Source organism: Pseudanabaena sp. PCC 9330 (assembly GCF_055795045.1).
In genome coordinates this window covers 221,532-238,621 of the sequence record NZ_JAYFES010000120.1, presented here as the reverse complement: position 1 = coordinate 238,621, position 17,090 = coordinate 221,532, and the positions used below count along the sequence as shown (strand labels likewise).

Genomic DNA, 17,090 nt, shown 5'->3' with positions numbered 1-17,090 from the left:
GATTTTGAGTTCAAACCTTAGTACTCTGTGATCGCAAGCTAAATCTCGTTTAGTGGTTCGTTTTTACGTTTTATAGTCCTGCGTATTTAGACATTTCCATGGTTGCGAGTTCTCCTACTAAGTCTGAGTTTAGTCTGGGCAGCTACCTGCTCAGCGATGGCCCAGCGGGGTTTATGCTGAGCTGGGTAGCGGGGTTTGTCGATACCTCTGCTTTCATTATTTTATTTGGCATTTTTACGGCCCACGTCACCGGCAACATTGCCCTGGCTGGGTACGAGTTTGTGCAGGCTGACGAAGAGTCAACCATTACTCACCTGCTGATGTTTCCAGCCTTTATGGTGGCGGTGGCAGCTACCTCATTGCTGGCCCGCTACGCCCGTAAAAAAGACTGGCCGGTGTTTGCGGTGTTGCTTACAGCAGAGGCGATCGCCCTGACAATTTTCCTCATTGTGGGGGTCAACCTGTCGCCTGCTCTGATCTTCAATGTGCAGGAAGAATACATTTTGCCTATTGGCATCACCGGGGTGGTGGCCATGGCCGTTCAGAATGCTCTCATGAAAGAGGCCAAGGGTGTCTTTAAGAGCTACATTCCCACTACGGTGATGACTGGAAATACTACCCAGTTGACGATTGATTTAGTTCAGGTGGCGGTCTCAAAGCTTGCCCCCGCTGGGGATGAAAAAGCGGCCCTAGCCGCTGCCGAATCGGTAGAACGCATGGGGCGAATTGTGCCGATTATCCTCGGCTTTGCCCTAGGCGGTTTGGGGGCAACCTACTTTGTGTTAATTTCTGAAACCTGGTGGAGCCTATTGTTACCGGTAATCGTGATATCGTTTATGGCAGTTGTAGCCTTTTCAGAGCACTTTAAAACGGTCAGCAATGACAGCTAAATGCTCCTGTGCAGTCAGGTGACTTTGCTAGCATTGGGCAACATTGGTTTGGCAGAGGTATTGGCATCAGTTATGTTGGCATATGGAGATTATTCAAGCATGTTACGCAAGTTTTTTGCTTTGGTGCTGGGTGCGCTAGTTTCACTAACTTTGGTGGCTAGCCCAGCCAGTGCCGACCCTTTTTCTTTCTCACTGCCTTTTTTTAAAGGTGTTGACTTGACCAAGAGCCAGGAGGCTTTGATCGAAGAACTTCAGTCAAAGTACGTCCCCGAGATCGAAAGCATTCTTTTCCCTGATCAGGATGAAAAGTTTGAGGAAGCCATTCAGAATGGCCTCAGCTTGCGTAAGGCCTTTAAGGCCATGGCGCTGACCTCAGCCCAAAAGTCTGAACTGGCAGCCATTATGAAGACCGTGCCCAAGGGTGAGCTGTTCGCTGCCCTCACCCCAGAGCAGAAAAAAGAAGTCTTCATAAACAAGAAAGAAATGTTCATGCCCACGCCTGAGGAAATCGCTGAGCGGATCAAAATCGGCATGGAGAGTAAGGCATTGTATGCTCCCGATGCTGCTGGTGACGAGCCGGCTCTCACCCCTGAGGAAATTGCTGAAAAGGTGAAGCTGGGGCTTGAGAAAAAGAAGGCATTTATGCCAAGCCTAGAAGAGATTAAGGATAAAATCTCGGCCAAAATGGAAGCTGTCGCCGAATAGCTTAATTCTATTGTCTTGCGCTCATAACTTGAGACATTGATGCATTTTTTGATTTAAAGCAGAGGCTCTTGGGTCTCTGCTTTTTTGTCGGAGTTTATTGAGGAAATCATTTGGCTAGGCCGAGAAATACCCCGGCTTAGTAGCAACTTTTCAATTTGCTGCAACAGGCCAAAATCAGCTTCCGGTAACGTCTCATCATTATCTAGGACTGGGCTAGCCCGCAAAAAATCAAACGCCTTTAAAAACTGCTTTGGGTTAGCGACAATGGGGGCCTCTAAATGAGTCGGAACAATGGTCTCAAACGGCCAACTGGCAACGGTCTGAGCCCAGTCTAAAACCTCTTGGGGGCCTCGGTTAAAAATCAGAGTTTTGAGAATAGGAGCCACCTGGAGCTGCCCTTCGTTGTGCAGCGCCGCAAAGGACTGGGGCCAGTTGGCCCGCCAGCGAAAGGGGTAAAGGCCAAAGTAGTGCTGGCGCGATCGCACCGGAGCCTGCTTCGCCTCTTGCCACATTTCTCCTGTAGTCGCCACATCCAACGTGCTGGGGCGAAAGTAGAAGGCAAACAGAGCAATGCGCTGCCAGCCCTTGCGGCGATTGGCCGGGGTATCGACAATGGCGTCAGCAGCACTGTCTCGGGCGTGAAACAGCAGTGGAAACGGGTCGATCTGTACAATCGCAGGCGGTTCTGCTGGAATTGCCACGATCGCATCGGTCAACAACAACGTGCGGCTAGCCCGGTGAAAGCAAGCGGTTTCACCAAACGGGCCCAAACCCAGATCGATCGGGGGCAGCACCGCGTAGTCGACCTGGTCAGCAAAGGGAGCTTGGCCGTCGGCGGGGAGCATGTGGGTGCGATCGCCCGGCAGACCGAGCCAGGGCAGCGGCAGATTGAGCGGAAAACTCCACTGGTTGGGCGTCACATATACCTGAGCCTGAGGAAATTTGCGCGCAAAGGGACCAACAAACACCTTGTGCTCAATACCCGTCACCGTAGACATGACAATGTACTTCACTGGCCCATGGCGATCTTCAAGCTCGCGCACCAGGGCAACGCACTCGGGGGTAGGAGCCACGGGGGAGTAAACCAATAGCCCCGTCGGCTCGAGCCGCACCACCGTCATGCGAATGGGCACCACCACGTAAAAAATGCCCTGGAACTGGTCAAAGGTCCACACCTGGTCTTTGACCACCTCCACTCGCTGGGTGGGTCGCTGCCCGTAGGGGTAGAGAGGCACCACGGGCCAAAAGGGCCAGGCGCGATCGCTCCTAGGGGCAGGGCTGAGCCCATCGTAGCGATTAGACGAGACGGGAGAGGAAGCTGACATAAGCTGCTGCGGTGATTCCTCAAAACAAACCAGCGGTAGTCCCTAGCCTACTAAAGAACGGGGAACCAGGGGAATTGAGCTGCCCCATCTGCCTATAAACTGCGGGAGGCTGTGACCCGAGGATCGCTGCCTCTCGCAGTTTATGGGGCTGGCATCACCCCTCTGTTCCGAAAATTTTTCTAGCACCGCCCCCAGACTTGGCCCATCTAGTCCAAATCTCGCCTCCCCTCCAGCGCTCGGGCCAGGGTCACCTCGTCGGCGTATTCTAAATCGCCTCCCATGGGTAGACCAAAGGCAATGCGGGTAACCCGAGTAAACGGCTTGAGCAACTGGCCCACATACAGCGTGGTGGTGTCGCCCTCAATGCTGGGGCTAATGGCCATAATCACTTCCTGAATACTCTCCTTACTGACCCGGTGTACCAGAGGGCCAATATTGAGCTGCTCAGGGCCGACGCCATCCATAGGCGAAATCAGCCCCCCCAGCACATGGTAGCGGCCCCGGTACTCGCGGGTTTTCTCAATGGCGATCACGTCTCGGGAGTCGGCGACCACGCAAAGGGTAGTCTGATCGCGGTTGGTGGCTCGGCAGATGTCGCATACGGGGTCAGCCGACAGGTGAAAGCACACCGAGCACTGACCCACCTGGGCCTTGGCATCGAGCAGCGCTTGGGCTAGAGCCTGCACGTCGCTCTGGGGGCGCTTGAGAATGTGAAGAGCCAGCCGCTGGGCCGATTTAGGCCCAACCCCCGGCAGCCGCTGGAGTTCTTCAATCAGTCGGGCCAGGGGACGGGTATAGATAGGACCAGGCTCCTTTGGTTACTCATTGTCTAAATTGTAGAGTAAGGCATGGGGGTGCTCACGGCCTACCAAAAGACTGATACCAAATCCGAGTCACATAACCCCGACTCCCAAAAGGCCAAACCATAGGGGCAAACGGTTGTTTGCTCTGCTGAATCGGGTATAGCCAAGGAGGATTTAGCATGAGACTTTTCTAACCCAACTCGAACCTGCTGGTTGAGCGGTTGGGTGCTGGTTTGCTCACAGAAGGGGTATGCGGTTCCAGGCCGACCGTGCCCGTAAACCCTAACGACCGGTCCTCTGCGGCTTGGCAGACTCCTAAACGCAATCGATATCAAACGCGGTTAATCGGTTTGCTGGGGAAGTTCACAATGATCATATTGGTATCCCAACTGGCGCGGGTGATGGCCTCGGGCTCGCGCCCTAGCGCAGGCTGGCCAACGACGTAGGTGCTGGCGATCAAAATCAGCAAGGTATTGGGTTTCAGGGCCTCTGACACCCGCTTAACGGTGTTGCCCTGGATTGGCTGCACCGCAACGTCTTTTTCTTGCAGCAGGGCGGTGAGTTTGCGATCGCGTATTGAGCCAATGGTCATCTGCAGCACCTGCAAGGGGGCTTTTAGCTCCTCTGCCAGACACTGGGCTATGAACAGCGTCTGGATCACTTGCCCCATATTGGCCTGGCGACCGGTAATGGCAAACACAATTTGCTCGGTGTTCTCAATGGGCTGAGGAAAGCGGCTAATCAGCACTGGAATTGTGGTCGATCGCACAATCGTGTCGATGACGCTACCAAAAAAATTTTCCTGGTAGGTAGAAAACCCCTTCCAGCCACAGACCAATAGGTCAGCGTGACGCTCTTGCAGGGTGCGCAAAATGCCCCAGGCGATCGAGTCATCGATGCGGCCAATGGACTCCACCGGAATGGCGGCGGCGTGGGCAATGGTTTCGGCAGTCTCTAGCAGGCGGTGTTGGCGAGTGCGATCGGCCTCGGCAATGGGCTGGTTGCGATCGGGCAACACATGCAGCGGCAGCAGCGTGCCCCCCACTCGCTTGGTCAAAATGATCGCTAACTGGAGCAGGTTGTCTTCGGTGCTGGGGTTGGCCACGGGCACCAAGACCCGCTGCCCCAGGGTAGGCGCTGCCTCGGCAGTCTCATCTACAACCGACAGGGCCGAACTTTCCTCTACGGGCTGGTTTTGCATCTGGGCACCCCAGCGCGCCACCACCCAGGGCGACAGCACGCAGCTGACTAAAATCATCAGAATGATGGCGTTGACCACCACCTCATCCACCAGGCCAATGTCAAAGGCAATGGTAATGGCCGCCAGGGTCGAGGCCGCCTGGGCCATCGACAGGCCAAACATCACCATGGCACTGGGAAATTTCCACCGAAACCAGAGAGCCGAGCCCCAGGCGGCTAGAAATTTGCTCACTAGCTCAGCCAGCACGATGATAGCCACTAAAAACAGCGACTGGGGCGCACGAATTAAAATCAGCGGGTCTACCAACATGCCCACCGAAATCAAGAAAATCGGCACAAACAGGGTGTTGCCAATAAACTGAATTCGGTTCATCAGCGGACTGAGGCGGGGAATGATCTGGGTGATGGCGACCCCGGCCAAAAACGCCCCCACAATGGGCTCAATTTCAATCAGACTGGCCAGGTACGACGCCACAAACAGCGCCGCCAGCACAAAGGTAAACTCGGCCCCTTCATCGTGGCCAAAGGTCTTAAAAAACCAGCGCCCCAGCTTGGGCACCCCCCACAGCACCGCAAAGGTGTAGACCGCCAGAGCCGGAATCAAGAACAGCCAAAACCCGAGGGTGAGGTCGCCCTGATCGGCCTTGACCACAACGGCCAGCACCAGCAGGGCCAACACATTGGTAATCAGCGTGCCGCCCAGAGTAGCGATCGAAGCCGGGTGCCGCATAATGCCCAGCTTGCTGAGCACCGGCAGCGCCACCAGGGTATGGGAGGCAAAACAGGAGGCCACCAGCACCGATGCCCAGAAGCCATAGCCGAGGGCCAGCATCACCCCAGTGCCCAGCACCATCGGCACCGCAAAGGTAGCCAGGCCAAAAATAATGGGTTTATCGGCATCTTTTTTGAGGTCATCAAGGCTGGTCTCAAGGCCGCCTAAAAACATCAAAAACAACAGTCCTACGGTGCCCAACAGCACGATGGTAGGATCGCGATCTAAGATGCCGAGGCCGTGGGGGCCGACCACCACCCCAGCTAAAATCAGGCCGATAATACCCGGCAGCCGCAGCCGCTCTACCAGCAGTGGCGCCACCAGCATGATGGCCAAAATAGTCAGAAAGATGGCCACCGGGTCGGTGATGGGCTCTTGTAGCAGTTGCGCTAGGGGTAGTGTGCCTGAACCCACAAGCGGGAGAAACCCGGCAGCTGTTCCCCAAAAAATTAGCCCCAGATCAGTCATGGCTTACTTGTGAGTAGTTAGTGAGCAGTCGTTGGTTAATCTACAGCATCGCCTTTGAGCTAGATCCTTCAATCTGCCGAGGGAGATAGATAGAGGAGGGGCGATCGCCTTCACAAGATAAACTGCCGCAGATAGCTATCCCGATCTGATCCAAATCAGCTCAACCCATAATCATGAAGCGATTAGCGGCCCAGAGATCTGAGCCGCTAATCGTTTCCCTAATTGGCCGCAGCCCCTAGTAGGGCCACTGCCAGTAGGTGATCTCATCGTGGTCTTTGCCCTCGGTATGAGCGTAGTTGAGACACTCGATGATTTTGTTCTTCATCTTTTCTTTGACGTGGGCCGCCGCCGAGCCCAGCTTGGGGACGCGATCGATCACGTCGATCACTAGGTTAAAGCGATCGATCTCGTTGTTGATCGCTAGCTCCAGCGGGGTGTTGATGTTGCCCTGCTCTTTGTAGCCCCGCACGTGAATGCGCTCTTGATTAGAGCGCCGATACACCAGCTTGTGAATCAGCCAGGGGTAGCCGTGGAAGTTAAAGATAATTGGTTTGTCGGGGGTGAACAGCGAGTCAAAGTCGCGGTTGCTGAGCCCGTGGGGGTGCTCCCCTTCAGAGATCAAGGTAAACAGATCCACCACGTTGACAAAGCGCACCTTCAGGAAAGGAAACTCTTCGCGCAAAATGGCAGTGGCCGCCAGAGACTCTTTAGTGACAATGTCGCCGCAGCAGGCCATCACCACGTCGGGAATGTCGGGCTCGGTGCCGCAGTCGTCGTTGCTAGCCCAATCCCAAATGCCGATGCCCTTGGTGCAGTGGGTCACCGCCTGATCGATAGTCAGGTACTGAAGGTGGTTTTGCTTGTCAGAGACAATCACGTTGATGTAGTCCACGCTGCGGAAGCAGTGGTCAGCCACCGACAGCAGGCAGTTGGCGTCAGGCGGAAAGTAAACCCGCACCACCTCGGGGCTTTTGTTGGTGACCAAGTCAATATAGCCAGGGTCTTGGTGGCTAAAACCGTTGTGGTCTTGCCGCCACACCAGCGACGACAGCAAAATGTTGAGCGACGAGACCGATCGCCGCCAGGGCACATGGTTTTTGCAGATATCTAGCCACTTGGCATGCTGGTTAAACATCGAGCTGACCACGTGGGCAAAGGCCTCGTAGGAGTGAAACAGGCCGTGGCGACCGGTCAGCAGATAGGCCTCTAGCCAGCCTTGGAGGGTGTGCTCGCTGAGCATTTCCATCACTCGGCCATCACGCGACAGCTCGCCGCCGTCGAGGTCTTCGGGCAGCAGGTCGGCCATCCACACTTTTTTGGTGACTTCGTACACCGGGTGAAGGCGGTTAGAGGCGGTCTCATCTGGCCCCATCAGACGAAAGTTGTTGGGGTTGTGGCGCATGATCTCGCGCATGAGAATGCCCAGTGCCTTAGTATTCTCAAACTCCACGCTGCCGGGCTTGGGCACGTCGATGGCCAACTCGCGAAAGTCGGGCATTTTTAAGGCTTTGCGCACCATACCGCCGTTGGCGTGAAGATTGGCACTCATGCGGCGGTGACCGCTAGGGGCCAGCTCTTGCAGCTCAGGAATCAGGGTGCCATTTTCGTCAAACAGCTCGTCGGGGCCGTAGCCACGCATCCACTCTTCCAGCAGGCGCAGGTGTTCGGCATTGCTATGCATGCCGCCCATGGGTACCTGGTGCGATCGCCAAAAGGCCTCCACCTTGTGGCCGTCCACATAGTCGGGGCCAGTCCAGCCCTTGGGGGTACGCAGCACAATCATCGGCCAGCGGGGGCGATAAACGTTGCCGTTAACCCGCGCGTCGTGCTGAATGTCTTTGATCTTCAGCACACACTCTTCCATCACCGCCGCCATCGTCTGGTGCAGCTCGGCGGGGTCGCTACCCTCCACAAAGTAGGGGGTATAGCCGTAGCCGACAAACAGCGCTTCTAGCTCCTCGTGGGAAATGCGGGAGAGAATGGTGGGGTTGGCAATCTTGTAGCCGTTGAGGTTGAGAATGGGCAGCACCGCCCCGTCTCGTGCCGGGTTGATAAACTTGTTGGAGTGCCAGGAGGTGGCCAGGGGGCCAGTCTCGGCTTCGCCATCGCCCGCTACACAGGTGACAATTAAGTCTGGGTTGTCGAGTACCGCCCCATAGGCGTGGGAAATGCTGTAGCCCAGCTCACCCCCCTCGTGGATCGAGCCCGGCGTCTCGGGGGTAACGTGGCTGCCAATGTGCCCAGGAAAGGAAAACTGCTTGAAGAAGCGGCGCATACCATCTTCATCGAGGCTCTTGTCGGGGTAGATCTCAGAATAGGTGCCTTCGAGATACACCGGGCCGAGCACGCCAGGGGCACCGTGGCCGGGGCCAGCCACGAAGATCATATCGAGGTCGTACTTTTTGATCAGCCGGTTGCAGTGGATGTAGGTAAAGCTCAGGGCCGGAGAAGCCCCCCAGTGACCCAGTAGGCGATGTTTGACATGCTCGGGCTTAAGAGCTTCTTTGAGCAGGGGGTTGCTGCGCAGATAGATCATGCCTACAGCGAGGTAATTGCAGGCCCGCCAGTAGGCGTGCAGCTTGCGCAGTTCTTCGTCAGTCAGGGGCTGGGCCTGAGGAAGGGAAGCTACTACCATGGCGTTCAATTCCAACAAAAGTACTTGTTATCTAAGCGTTTAGCGATCGGCTCGATGTTTCCGTTGAAGGTTTGCGCCGAGTGTTCGCGTTAATGATTTGCCCCACGGGGCAGGCTCAGATAATTTGATTGTCATGCTACCGTCTTATCCCCAGGTGGTACCTGAGCTAAAGATTAGTTTAAGACGGGTTCAGCATTGATTAACGCCCCCAGATCTAAGGCCGGAGGTAATAGAGCAGAGTTTGCAAGAGGTCTGGGGCTAACCCTAAACGATGCTGCAAATCGGCCAGATCGCGGTAGGGGCCGCCGCGCGATCGCTCCTGTACCACCGCCAGGGCCAGGGCCTCAGACAGGCCGGGCACAGCACACAGCTGAGGCACCGTTGCCTGGTTCACACTCACGGCGGGCAACGTGCCGCAATGCTCGTCGTAGTAGCAAAACGACAGCACCGATACCAGGGGTTGCAGCGCTGCCGGGCTCACCCCCAGGGCCGCCGCCACATCCTCTACGCAGTGAAACTGTACGCCCCCCTGGCGCAGCCGCACCAGCCCCTGAGCCTGACGAATTGAGAAGCCTGGCAACCGCAGCCAGTCATCTACCGTAGCCCGGTTGACATCGAGAGCATAGCCCAACCGAGCAGCCTGAGCCACCTCCTGGTAAGAGCGCAGCCGATAGCCAGGGTCACCGGTCAGACGCTGCGCCAGCGGATTCAGCTGCGCCTTCAAGCTCTGCCACCGCTTTAGCATAACGACCGCCACCTATTGCAAGCCCTACTTTTGCAAGCCCCACGTCCCCCTCTCCCCATCTCCCTAGGCCACTTGATCTAACAGCTGGCGGCGCTTTTGCTCAAACTCTAGTTCAGAAATCAGCCCCTCCTGACGCAGGGTATCTAGCTCCCTGAGGGCGGTACCCAAAGCGTTAATCTGGGCGGGGTTAACCGTATCAACACCAGTGCCGTAGCCCCCCCATCGCAGGGTAAAACTCTCCTTTGACTGGGTTAGCAGCATCACCCCTTCTACAGCAGAGGCCACGCGAGGAATTTGAGTCCAGCTGAGGAGCAAGTAGACAACCCCCCAGACCGGCTGACCCAGATAAAACTTGTGGAATCCTGAAATAGGGCTGATTACGCCAAGCCAGGCCAGCCCAGCCGCTAGCTGGCGATTGCGCTGTGCCGTCCCCTGGGGCTGCCTAACATCCATAGCGTCTGCTGAAGCGTAATAAGCTTAAGGTCAAATCTGTAAGACCAGTATAAGTGGGCCATAAAGAATCGACATGGCTGCGCCGATCGCGGTTTGCTCCGGCCCGTGGTTAGCGACAATTAGAATAGAGTTTGTCCCCCCGACCACATCCTGAATGTCTCACGCTGAGTTCTCTGCTGAATGGGTGCAACGTTTCACCGACCCCTACGCGCTGTTGGGGGTGTCGGTAGCAGCAGACGATCGCCGCATTCTCAAGCGCTACCGCACGGTGGCAAAGCAGCTTCACCCCGATGGCCTGAGCGATGTCTCCACCGCCGATCGGGAGTTTGCCACCCAGGTCTTCCCCAAACTGGTCAATCCGTCTTATCAGCGCATCAAGCAGGAGAAAGGGCGCAGTGAAGTGTTGGCTACCCTGCGCTTTAGAGTACGTCGACTGAGCCGCGAGCAACAGCTTACGCTCGTAGAACAGCAGAGTCAGGAGCTGCTAGCGGTACCCGAGCCCGAGGTCGATGTGTTTTACGAGCACGCGGTCGCTCAGCTCAGCGATCGCCAGTACGACTCCCTAGAAAGCTTTGAAACCTGTACTCGAGAGCTGAGCGAGCTGAACCTGGTCTACCTGCGCCGCAAAATGGGTGACCCGATCATCCGCGAAAAGCGCACCGGGCTGATAGCCACCGCCTCAATGCCCCTCAACGTAGAAACTGGCGTCGACTCGCCCGCCGACGGTAAATCTTCAGGGCTGATGTATGCCGAGCGACACTTTGGTCGCGCCCAGGAATATCTCAAGGGCAAAAACGTTCAAGCTGCCATTCAAGAGCTAAAAGATGCCCTTAAAATTGACCCACACAACAGCAGCTATCACTGCCTGATTGCTCAGGCCTATCTGCTGCAAAAGCTGCCTGGCATGGCAAAGGTACACTTTAAACAAGCTCTACGCCTCAACCCCAACAACGCCGTTGCCCTTAAATATGCCAAGCAGCTCAACGTGACCATGACCGATACGCCCCATTCGGCCCCTCAGTCGCAACCTGTACCCACTGCTGAGAAAACTTCACCCAAGCGATCGCTGTTTGGCGGCCTCTTTTCTAAAGGGCCAAACCGCTAACTCGGGCTCGATTGGCAACACAGCCTACAGCACAGCGGGGCAGCGAATGTAATAAAATCGCAACGCTACCTAATGATCCCCGTCGCGAACCGGAGAGCCCTCGCCCTGTGAATAGCTTTAACGCCAAAACCCACCTCACCGTAGGCGACACTACCTACACCATCTATAGCCTGCCCGCTGCCGCAGCTACCCTGGGCGACATCAGCCGTCTGCCCCTCAGCCTCAAGGTGTTGCTCGAAAACCTGCTGCGCCACGAAGACGGGCGATCGGTAACGGCCGGAGACATCCAGGCGATCGCCGACTGGCTAACAGACAAAACCTCCAATCGCGAGATCGCCTACCGTCCGGCTCGGGTGCTGATGCAAGACTTTACCGGTGTACCCGCCGTGGTCGACCTAGCCGCTATGCGTGACGCCATGGTCAGCCTAGGTGGCGACCCCAACCAGATCAACCCGCTCTCGCCGGTAGATCTGGTGATCGACCACTCGGTGATGGTTGACTCTTTCGGCAGCGCTGACGCCTTTGGCGAAAACGTCGAAAAAGAATTTCAGCGCAACTTTGAGCGCTACGCCTTTTTGCGCTGGGGCCAGAGTGCCTTTGACAACTTTCGCGTCGTACCCCCCGGCACCGGTATTTGCCACCAGGTCAATTTAGAATACCTGGCCCAGGTGGTGTGGACCAAGGATGAAAACGGCGAAACCACCGCCTACCCCGACACCCTAGTGGGCACCGACAGCCACACCACCATGATCAACGGCCTCTCAGTACTGGGCTGGGGGGTGGGCGGCATTGAGGCCGAGGCGGCGATGCTGGGCCAGCCGATCTCTATGCTGATTCCTGAGGTGGTGGGCTTTAAGCTCACCGGGGCGCTGCCCGAGGGGGCTACCGCCACCGACCTGGTGCTCACCGTGGTGCAGATGCTGCGGGCCAAGGGCGTAGTCGGTAAATTCGTTGAGTTTTACGGCGACGGCCTCGACCACCTGAGTCTGGCCGATCGCGCCACCCTTGCCAATATGGCCCCCGAGTACGGTGCCACCTGCGGCTTCTTCCCCATCGATGGCGAAACCATCCGCTATTTAGAGTTCTCAGGCCGTGAGCCAGAGCGCGTGGCCCTAGTCGAAGCCTACGCCAAGGCCCAGGGGCTCTGGCGCGAGGCCAACGCTCCCGATCCCGTTTTCACAGATTCCCTCAGCCTAGACCTGGCCACAGTAGAACCTTCCCTAGCTGGCCCTAAACGCCCCCAAGATCGCGTCACCCTGGCAGCTCTAGCCAACCAGTTCAAGACCTCCGACTTTCCCGGGTTTAGCGGCAAGCCCTACAGCGAAAAGCAGTCTGTGCCCGTAGTCGGTACCGACTACAGCCTCACCGACGGCGACGTGGTGATCGCCGCCATCACCAGCTGCACCAACACCTCCAACCCCTCGGTGATGATCGGGGCTGGCCTGGTAGCGCGCAAAGCCAGGGCCAAGGGCCTCACCGTCAAGCCCTGGGTAAAAACTTCTCTGGCTCCCGGCAGCCAGGTGGTATCTGACTATCTCGAAAAAGCCAACCTCCAGGAAGACCTGGATGCTCTGGGCTTTAATCTAGTGGGCTACGGTTGCACCACCTGCATTGGCAACTCGGGGCCGCTGGCAGCACCCATTGCTAGCGCGATCGAGCAGCACGACCTGGTGGTGGGTGCCGTGCTCTCTGGCAACCGCAACTTTGAGGGCCGGGTGAGCCCCCACACCAAGGCCAACTATCTGGCCTCGCCGCCGCTGGTGGTGGCCTATGCGATCGCCGGTAACCTCGCCATCGACCTCAAGACCGACCCCGTCGGCCAAGATGCTGAGGGTCGCCCCGTCTACCTCAAAGACATCTGGCCCACCAGCGCCGAAATTTTGGAGGTGATGACCGCTGCCCTCACCCCCGATATGTTTCGCAGCCGCTATAGCAACGTCTTTACCGGCACCGCCGACTGGCAAAAAATTGCCACTCCCGAGAGCCAGACCTACACCTGGAGCAACGACAGCACCTACGTGCAAAACCCGCCTTACTTCACCGATATGGCCCCCAGCGTTAACGGTCAGGCCTTTGCCGATGTGATCGGGGCTCGCCCCCTGGCTATTTTGGGCGACAGCATCACCACCGACCACATCTCCCCCGCCGGGGCGATTAAGTCCGACAGCCCGGCGGGCAGCTACCTGGTGGGCAACAATGTGGTCGCCGCCGACTTCAACTCCTACGGCTCTCGCCGGGGCAACCACGAGGTGATGATGCGCGGCACCTTCGCCAACATTCGCCTCAAGAATGAGATGGTGCCAGGTTCTTCGGGGGGCGTGACCAAGTACATGCCCGACGGCACCGACATGTCTATTTATGACGCCTCGATGCAGTACCAGGCTAGCGGCATTCCCCTGATAGTGATCGCAGGCAAAGAGTACGGTACCGGCTCGTCACGCGACTGGGCGGCAAAGGGCACCCGGCTGCTGGGGGTCAAGGCCGTAGTGGCCGAGAGCTTTGAGCGCATCCACCGCTCTAACCTGGTGGGTATGGGGGTGCTACCGCTGCAATTCAAAGATGGGGCGCACCGGGGCCTGCTCTCCCTTGACGGCAGTGAAACCTTTGACCTCACCGGCCTCAGCGGCGGCATTCAGCCCGGCATGACGGTCAACCTCGTCATTCACCGGGTCAGTGGTGACAGTACCACCCTGCCTCTGCTGTGCCGCATCGACACCCTCGATGAGGTAGAGTACTTCCGCAATGGGGGGATTTTGCCCTACGTGCTGCGGCAGTTGCTGGCCGCTTAGCGCTCATCCCCTCCTCGGAGGGGTAGGGGTGGGTCAATTTGGGAGGGGTAAAGGTGCTCCCCTTCTGGGCGGAGCAAGGGTGGGTTCACCCTTCTGGAAGCTTACTTTTCGTCGCTGTTTTGACCCACCCCGCCCTTTTCTACGAAACGCTTCGCGAACGGGCACCCCTCCGAGGAGGGGACAGGTTAGCTTTTCCGCTGCATGGGAGTTCACACGGTTCTATCGGTGTTGCTGGTAGGCGGCGTAGAGGGCTTCGAGAAACGTGTCGGTGGTCATTTCGGTGGGTAGCGTGGCTAGGGCGAGCTGATCTTTGTAGCGGCGGGCCAGCTGATCGCTGACTAGGGCTTTGGCCTTGGGGCTCATGGCCTGACGCCGCTGGAGAAACTCGCGCACGGTGGCAAAGTCGTCAGGCGATAGGCGATTGATATCCACCAGCCCCAGCAGATCAGTGCCGATCGCCTGCGATCGCTCAGACACCTGAATTTCACCGCTGGCTACCGAGTCAGCCTGCACCACCAGGGTACCCGCCAGCCAGTCGCCCAACCGCTTCTCAGTTTTGCTCAGCACAATGCAAAAAAAACCGACGAAGAGACTGTCATCGATGGGGCGCAGCAGCGATCGCAGGGTGGCCTGGGGCAGCCGCTCGGGCTGGCCATCGTCGCGAATGACGCGAATTTTGGCGTAGCGCTTGCCGGGGGTTTGGCCGTACCACCAGGTCTCGAACAGCACAAAGTAGCCAATGTAAAAAAAGAAGGCCAGAACGAGGGCGATCGCTGTCACCCAGAGCTGTATTGTCTCGCTGGGGATGGCCAGCACCGCATCGATCGCCAGCAGTCGCACCAGCAGAAAACTATAGACAATTGCCAACCCCACCAGGCCCGTGCTCAGGCAGAGGTAATCGACGATCAGCGCCACCGCCCGACTGCCCACCCCAGCGAGGACAAACTCTAGCTCTACGCTTTCGGGGGTGCGAATGGTGACGGTGTTGAAGAGGGGCATGGGGGATTGGGATGGAGATGGTGAAATAGTAGAGTGAATTACTCTACTATTTCACCATCTCCCTGGCGTAGCGACAGGTCTAACCCCTCCCGACGGCTGCACAGATCGTAGTAGAGCACGCCCTTGACGGCCTGCCACAGGGGCAGGACGACCGTGCTGCCCAGCAGGCCCAGCAAGACGCTCAGCACCGCAGTCACGGCGTAGACGACATCACCGCCGGGTAAAAACTCTAGCAAAATACTGGGAATGTAGTTGGTCACCGACACAATGGGCAGCTGAATTAAAAACGTGGCCAAAAAGATAACCTGAATGCGTACAATTGCCGCCTGGGTTAGCTCCCAGCTGCGGGTCATGCTGCTGCCAGCATCTCGCCCAGACTCAATCGCCAGCACCACCTCAGAGATAAACAGCCGCGACGCCACCCAAATTATGGCCACCAGCAAAATACCCAGGCCCACCACCGTGCCTAAAATGATGCCCACCACCGTGCCGACGGTCTGATTGATCAAAGCAGAAAAAATGCCCGCCGCCAGCAGACCGATGCCACCGCCCGCCACCAAAGCCCCGAGCGAACCAGCAATGTAGGCGGCTATATAGGCTAGCAGCAGCAAAAAGCCTAACAGCAAAAACTGCCCTAGCTGAGGGGCTACCTGACGGCGAGCTTCCAGAGAGGTCTCTGGCTGGTTGATCAAATCGCGAAACGACAGGCGACCGATCACCCCAGCGAGGACGTAATACTTGGCAGAACCATAGAGCAAGGCCCCAAACCCGATCAGCGCCCCGACTAGCCCCCCGGCGATCGCCCCAACGTCATTGCCAATGGCGGCTCCAGCCCCGGCCAAAAGCGCGATCGCCAAAACCATGCCAAGCACACCCGCGATTAGCCACAGGGTGGCCAACAGAGCCAGCTGCAAAAACGTCTTAAACCGATCTTTGTAAAGTCGCAGAGCCGCGCTGACGACATCACCGGGGTTGAGGGGGCCAAGCTGACTGCCCGGTTGCACAGATGGGTTCATCGTCGCCGACTCCTGGGTGGGTATAAACAAAACGGGGTGAAACCGAGACTCAATACGGTGGGCGTTCTCTTCGAGATTAGCCTACACTTCAGCGTAGAATGCCCATTTTTCGGTCGTCGCTTCATGAATGTTCAGCGTTGGATGGCCCGGCGAGAGGCCAGTTGGCGACAGCTCGAAGCCCTGGTCGCCCAGGCCGAGAAAAAAGGCCTCCGATCGCTCTCGGCTGGCCAGGTGCGACAGATGGCCAGCCTCTATCGCTCTGTCTCCGCCGATCTGGCCAGGGCCAAGGGCCAGGGTGTCGGCCCAGCGGTGCTCAAAGACCTCCAGGGGCTGACCAGCCGCAGCTACAGCCAGATCTACCAGGGCTCGCGCCGCCAGGAGTGGCAGGCCCTGGTGGAGTTTGTTCGCTATGGCTTTCCGGCGGCGGTGCAGCAGAGCTGGGTTTATATTGCGATCGCCACCGCTCTCTTTGCCCTGGGTGGCCTGGTCGGCTGGTGGTTTGCCTGGCGCGACCCCACCTTTCTCACCCTGGTGCTGGGGCAAGAGTTTGTCGAAACGGTCAAAACCAGTCAAGAGCTTTGGACGGTGTCGATCCTCGGGGTCGAACCCGTCGCCTCCAGCGGCATCATGATCAACAACATTGGGGTGGCGCTGCAGGCGCTGGTCGGTGGCGTCACCATGGTGGTGCCCCAGGGGCCAATGATTACGCCGCCGGGGGCATTTACAGTATTTGTGCTGCTGTTCAACGGTGTGATGATTGGTTGTGTGGGGGTGCTGGTAGCCCAGGCCAACCTGGCCTACGACCTGTGGGCCTTTGTCTCACCCCACGGGGCGCTAGAGCTGCCCGCCATTTTTATCGCCGGGGGGGCGGGGCTGCTGCTGGCCCGAGGCATTTTGCTGCCGGGGCCCTACCGCCGCCGCGATGCCCTACGACTCTACGGTCTGCGGGCGGTGCAGCTGCTCTACGGCATCATTCCCCTGCTGGTGATCGCCGGGCTGATCGAGGGGTTTTTCTCTCCCCAAACCTGGATTCCTAACGAGATGAAATACGCCGTGGGTGCGGCCCTGCTAATCGCCCTGGGACAGTACTGCCGCACCCAGCGTCCTGAGCCTCTGGGCACCCGGTCAACCCGATTGGGCTTAGGGCCTGGGCTTCGTTAGGATGTCAAGGTGAGCGGTGCCAGG

Annotated in this window: 13 protein-coding genes; 5 read left to right on the top strand and 8 right to left on the bottom strand. The window is 57.7% G+C overall.

Annotated elements, in window-relative coordinates; genetic code table 11:
• Nucleotides 1-98 precede the first annotated feature (98 nt).
• Nucleotides 99-890 (top strand): YoaK family protein, encoded by a 792-nt coding sequence (locus tag AC0QKW_RS25905; protein WP_473154008.1) that lies wholly within the window; start codon nt 99-101, stop codon nt 888-890.
• Nucleotides 891-989: 99 nt separating this feature from the next.
• Nucleotides 990-1,595, top strand: coding sequence for a hypothetical protein (locus AC0QKW_RS25900; RefSeq protein ID WP_473154007.1), 606 nt, complete (start codon nt 990-992; stop codon nt 1,593-1,595).
• A gap of 53 nt (nt 1,596-1,648) precedes the next feature.
• Here AC0QKW_RS25900 and AC0QKW_RS25895 read toward each other — a convergent pair whose 3' ends face one another.
• From AC0QKW_RS25895 to AC0QKW_RS25870, 6 genes are all read right to left on the bottom strand, one after another.
• Complete coding sequence (locus AC0QKW_RS25895; RefSeq protein WP_473154006.1) at nt 1,649-2,920, bottom strand: DUF4336 domain-containing protein; 1,272 nt, start codon at nt 2,918-2,920, stop codon at nt 1,649-1,651.
• Between the two features lie 206 nt (nt 2,921-3,126).
• On the bottom strand, nt 3,127-3,720 hold the full coding sequence (gene recR / locus AC0QKW_RS25890) for a recombination mediator RecR (protein WP_473154028.1): 594 nt from the start codon (nt 3,718-3,720) through the stop codon (nt 3,127-3,129).
• A gap of 334 nt (nt 3,721-4,054) precedes the next feature.
• Complete coding sequence (locus AC0QKW_RS25885) at nt 4,055-6,163, bottom strand: cation:proton antiporter domain-containing protein (RefSeq protein ID WP_473154005.1); 2,109 nt, start codon at nt 6,161-6,163, stop codon at nt 4,055-4,057.
• A 235-nt stretch (nt 6,164-6,398) separates the two neighbouring features.
• A complete protein-coding gene (locus AC0QKW_RS25880) occupies nt 6,399-8,798 on the bottom strand; it encodes a phosphoketolase family protein (protein ID WP_473154004.1) in 2,400 nt (799 codons plus the stop codon).
• Between the two features lie 214 nt (nt 8,799-9,012).
• The gene (locus tag AC0QKW_RS25875; RefSeq protein WP_473154003.1) at nt 9,013-9,543 is read right to left on the bottom strand and encodes a ComEA family DNA-binding protein; all 531 of its coding nucleotides are present in this window, start codon (nt 9,541-9,543) and stop codon (nt 9,013-9,015) included.
• A 63-nt stretch (nt 9,544-9,606) separates the two neighbouring features.
• Complete coding sequence (locus AC0QKW_RS25870; protein ID WP_473154002.1) at nt 9,607-9,996, bottom strand: NINE protein; 390 nt, start codon at nt 9,994-9,996, stop codon at nt 9,607-9,609.
• 154 nt (nt 9,997-10,150) lie between these two features.
• Between AC0QKW_RS25870 and AC0QKW_RS25865 the strand changes: the two genes are divergently transcribed.
• Both AC0QKW_RS25865 and acnA read left to right on the top strand, forming a co-directional pair.
• Nucleotides 10,151-11,101: a J domain-containing protein gene (locus AC0QKW_RS25865; RefSeq protein ID WP_473154001.1), complete on the top strand. Its 951-nt coding sequence runs from the start codon at nt 10,151-10,153 to the stop codon at nt 11,099-11,101.
• A 107-nt stretch (nt 11,102-11,208) separates the two neighbouring features.
• On the top strand, nt 11,209-13,890 hold the full coding sequence (gene acnA / locus AC0QKW_RS25860) for an aconitate hydratase AcnA (RefSeq protein WP_473154000.1): 2,682 nt from the start codon (nt 11,209-11,211) through the stop codon (nt 13,888-13,890).
• 219 nt (nt 13,891-14,109) lie between these two features.
• Here acnA and AC0QKW_RS25855 read toward each other — a convergent pair whose 3' ends face one another.
• Both AC0QKW_RS25855 and AC0QKW_RS25850 read right to left on the bottom strand, forming a co-directional pair.
• Nucleotides 14,110-14,889 (bottom strand): RDD family protein, encoded by a 780-nt coding sequence (locus AC0QKW_RS25855; protein WP_473153999.1) that lies wholly within the window; start codon nt 14,887-14,889, stop codon nt 14,110-14,112.
• Between the two features lie 38 nt (nt 14,890-14,927).
• Nucleotides 14,928-15,905: a hypothetical protein gene (locus AC0QKW_RS25850; RefSeq protein WP_473153998.1), complete on the bottom strand. Its 978-nt coding sequence runs from the start codon at nt 15,903-15,905 to the stop codon at nt 14,928-14,930.
• 123 nt (nt 15,906-16,028) lie between these two features.
• Between AC0QKW_RS25850 and AC0QKW_RS25845 the strand changes: the two genes are divergently transcribed.
• Entirely contained in the window at nt 16,029-17,066 is a 1,038-nt protein-coding gene (locus AC0QKW_RS25845) for a stage II sporulation protein M (RefSeq protein WP_473153997.1), read from the top strand.
• Nucleotides 17,067-17,090: the final 24 nt, after the last annotated feature.

Coding starts and splice junctions, on each gene's coding strand:
- AC0QKW_RS25850 (WP_473153998.1), bottom strand. CDS start 15,905: ATGAACCCATCTGTGCAACCGGGCAGTCAGCTTGGCCCCCTCAACCCC.
- AC0QKW_RS25855 (WP_473153999.1), bottom strand. CDS start 14,889: ATGCCCCTCTTCAACACCGTCACCATTCGCACCCCCGAAAGCGTAGAG.
- AC0QKW_RS25845 (WP_473153997.1), top strand. CDS start 16,029: ATGAATGTTCAGCGTTGGATGGCCCGGCGAGAGGCCAGTTGGCGACAG.
- AC0QKW_RS25900 (WP_473154007.1), top strand. CDS start 990: ATGTTACGCAAGTTTTTTGCTTTGGTGCTGGGTGCGCTAGTTTCACTA.
- AC0QKW_RS25875 (WP_473154003.1), bottom strand. CDS start 9,543: ATGCTAAAGCGGTGGCAGAGCTTGAAGGCGCAGCTGAATCCGCTGGCG.
- AC0QKW_RS25885 (WP_473154005.1), bottom strand. CDS start 6,163: ATGACTGATCTGGGGCTAATTTTTTGGGGAACAGCTGCCGGGTTTCTC.
- AC0QKW_RS25870 (WP_473154002.1), bottom strand. CDS start 9,996: ATGGATGTTAGGCAGCCCCAGGGGACGGCACAGCGCAATCGCCAGCTA.
- AC0QKW_RS25865 (WP_473154001.1), top strand. CDS start 10,151: ATGTCTCACGCTGAGTTCTCTGCTGAATGGGTGCAACGTTTCACCGAC.
- AC0QKW_RS25895 (WP_473154006.1), bottom strand. CDS start 2,920: ATGTCAGCTTCCTCTCCCGTCTCGTCTAATCGCTACGATGGGCTCAGC.
- AC0QKW_RS25880 (WP_473154004.1), bottom strand. CDS start 8,798: ATGGTAGTAGCTTCCCTTCCTCAGGCCCAGCCCCTGACTGACGAAGAA.
- AC0QKW_RS25905 (WP_473154008.1), top strand. CDS start 99: ATGGTTGCGAGTTCTCCTACTAAGTCTGAGTTTAGTCTGGGCAGCTAC.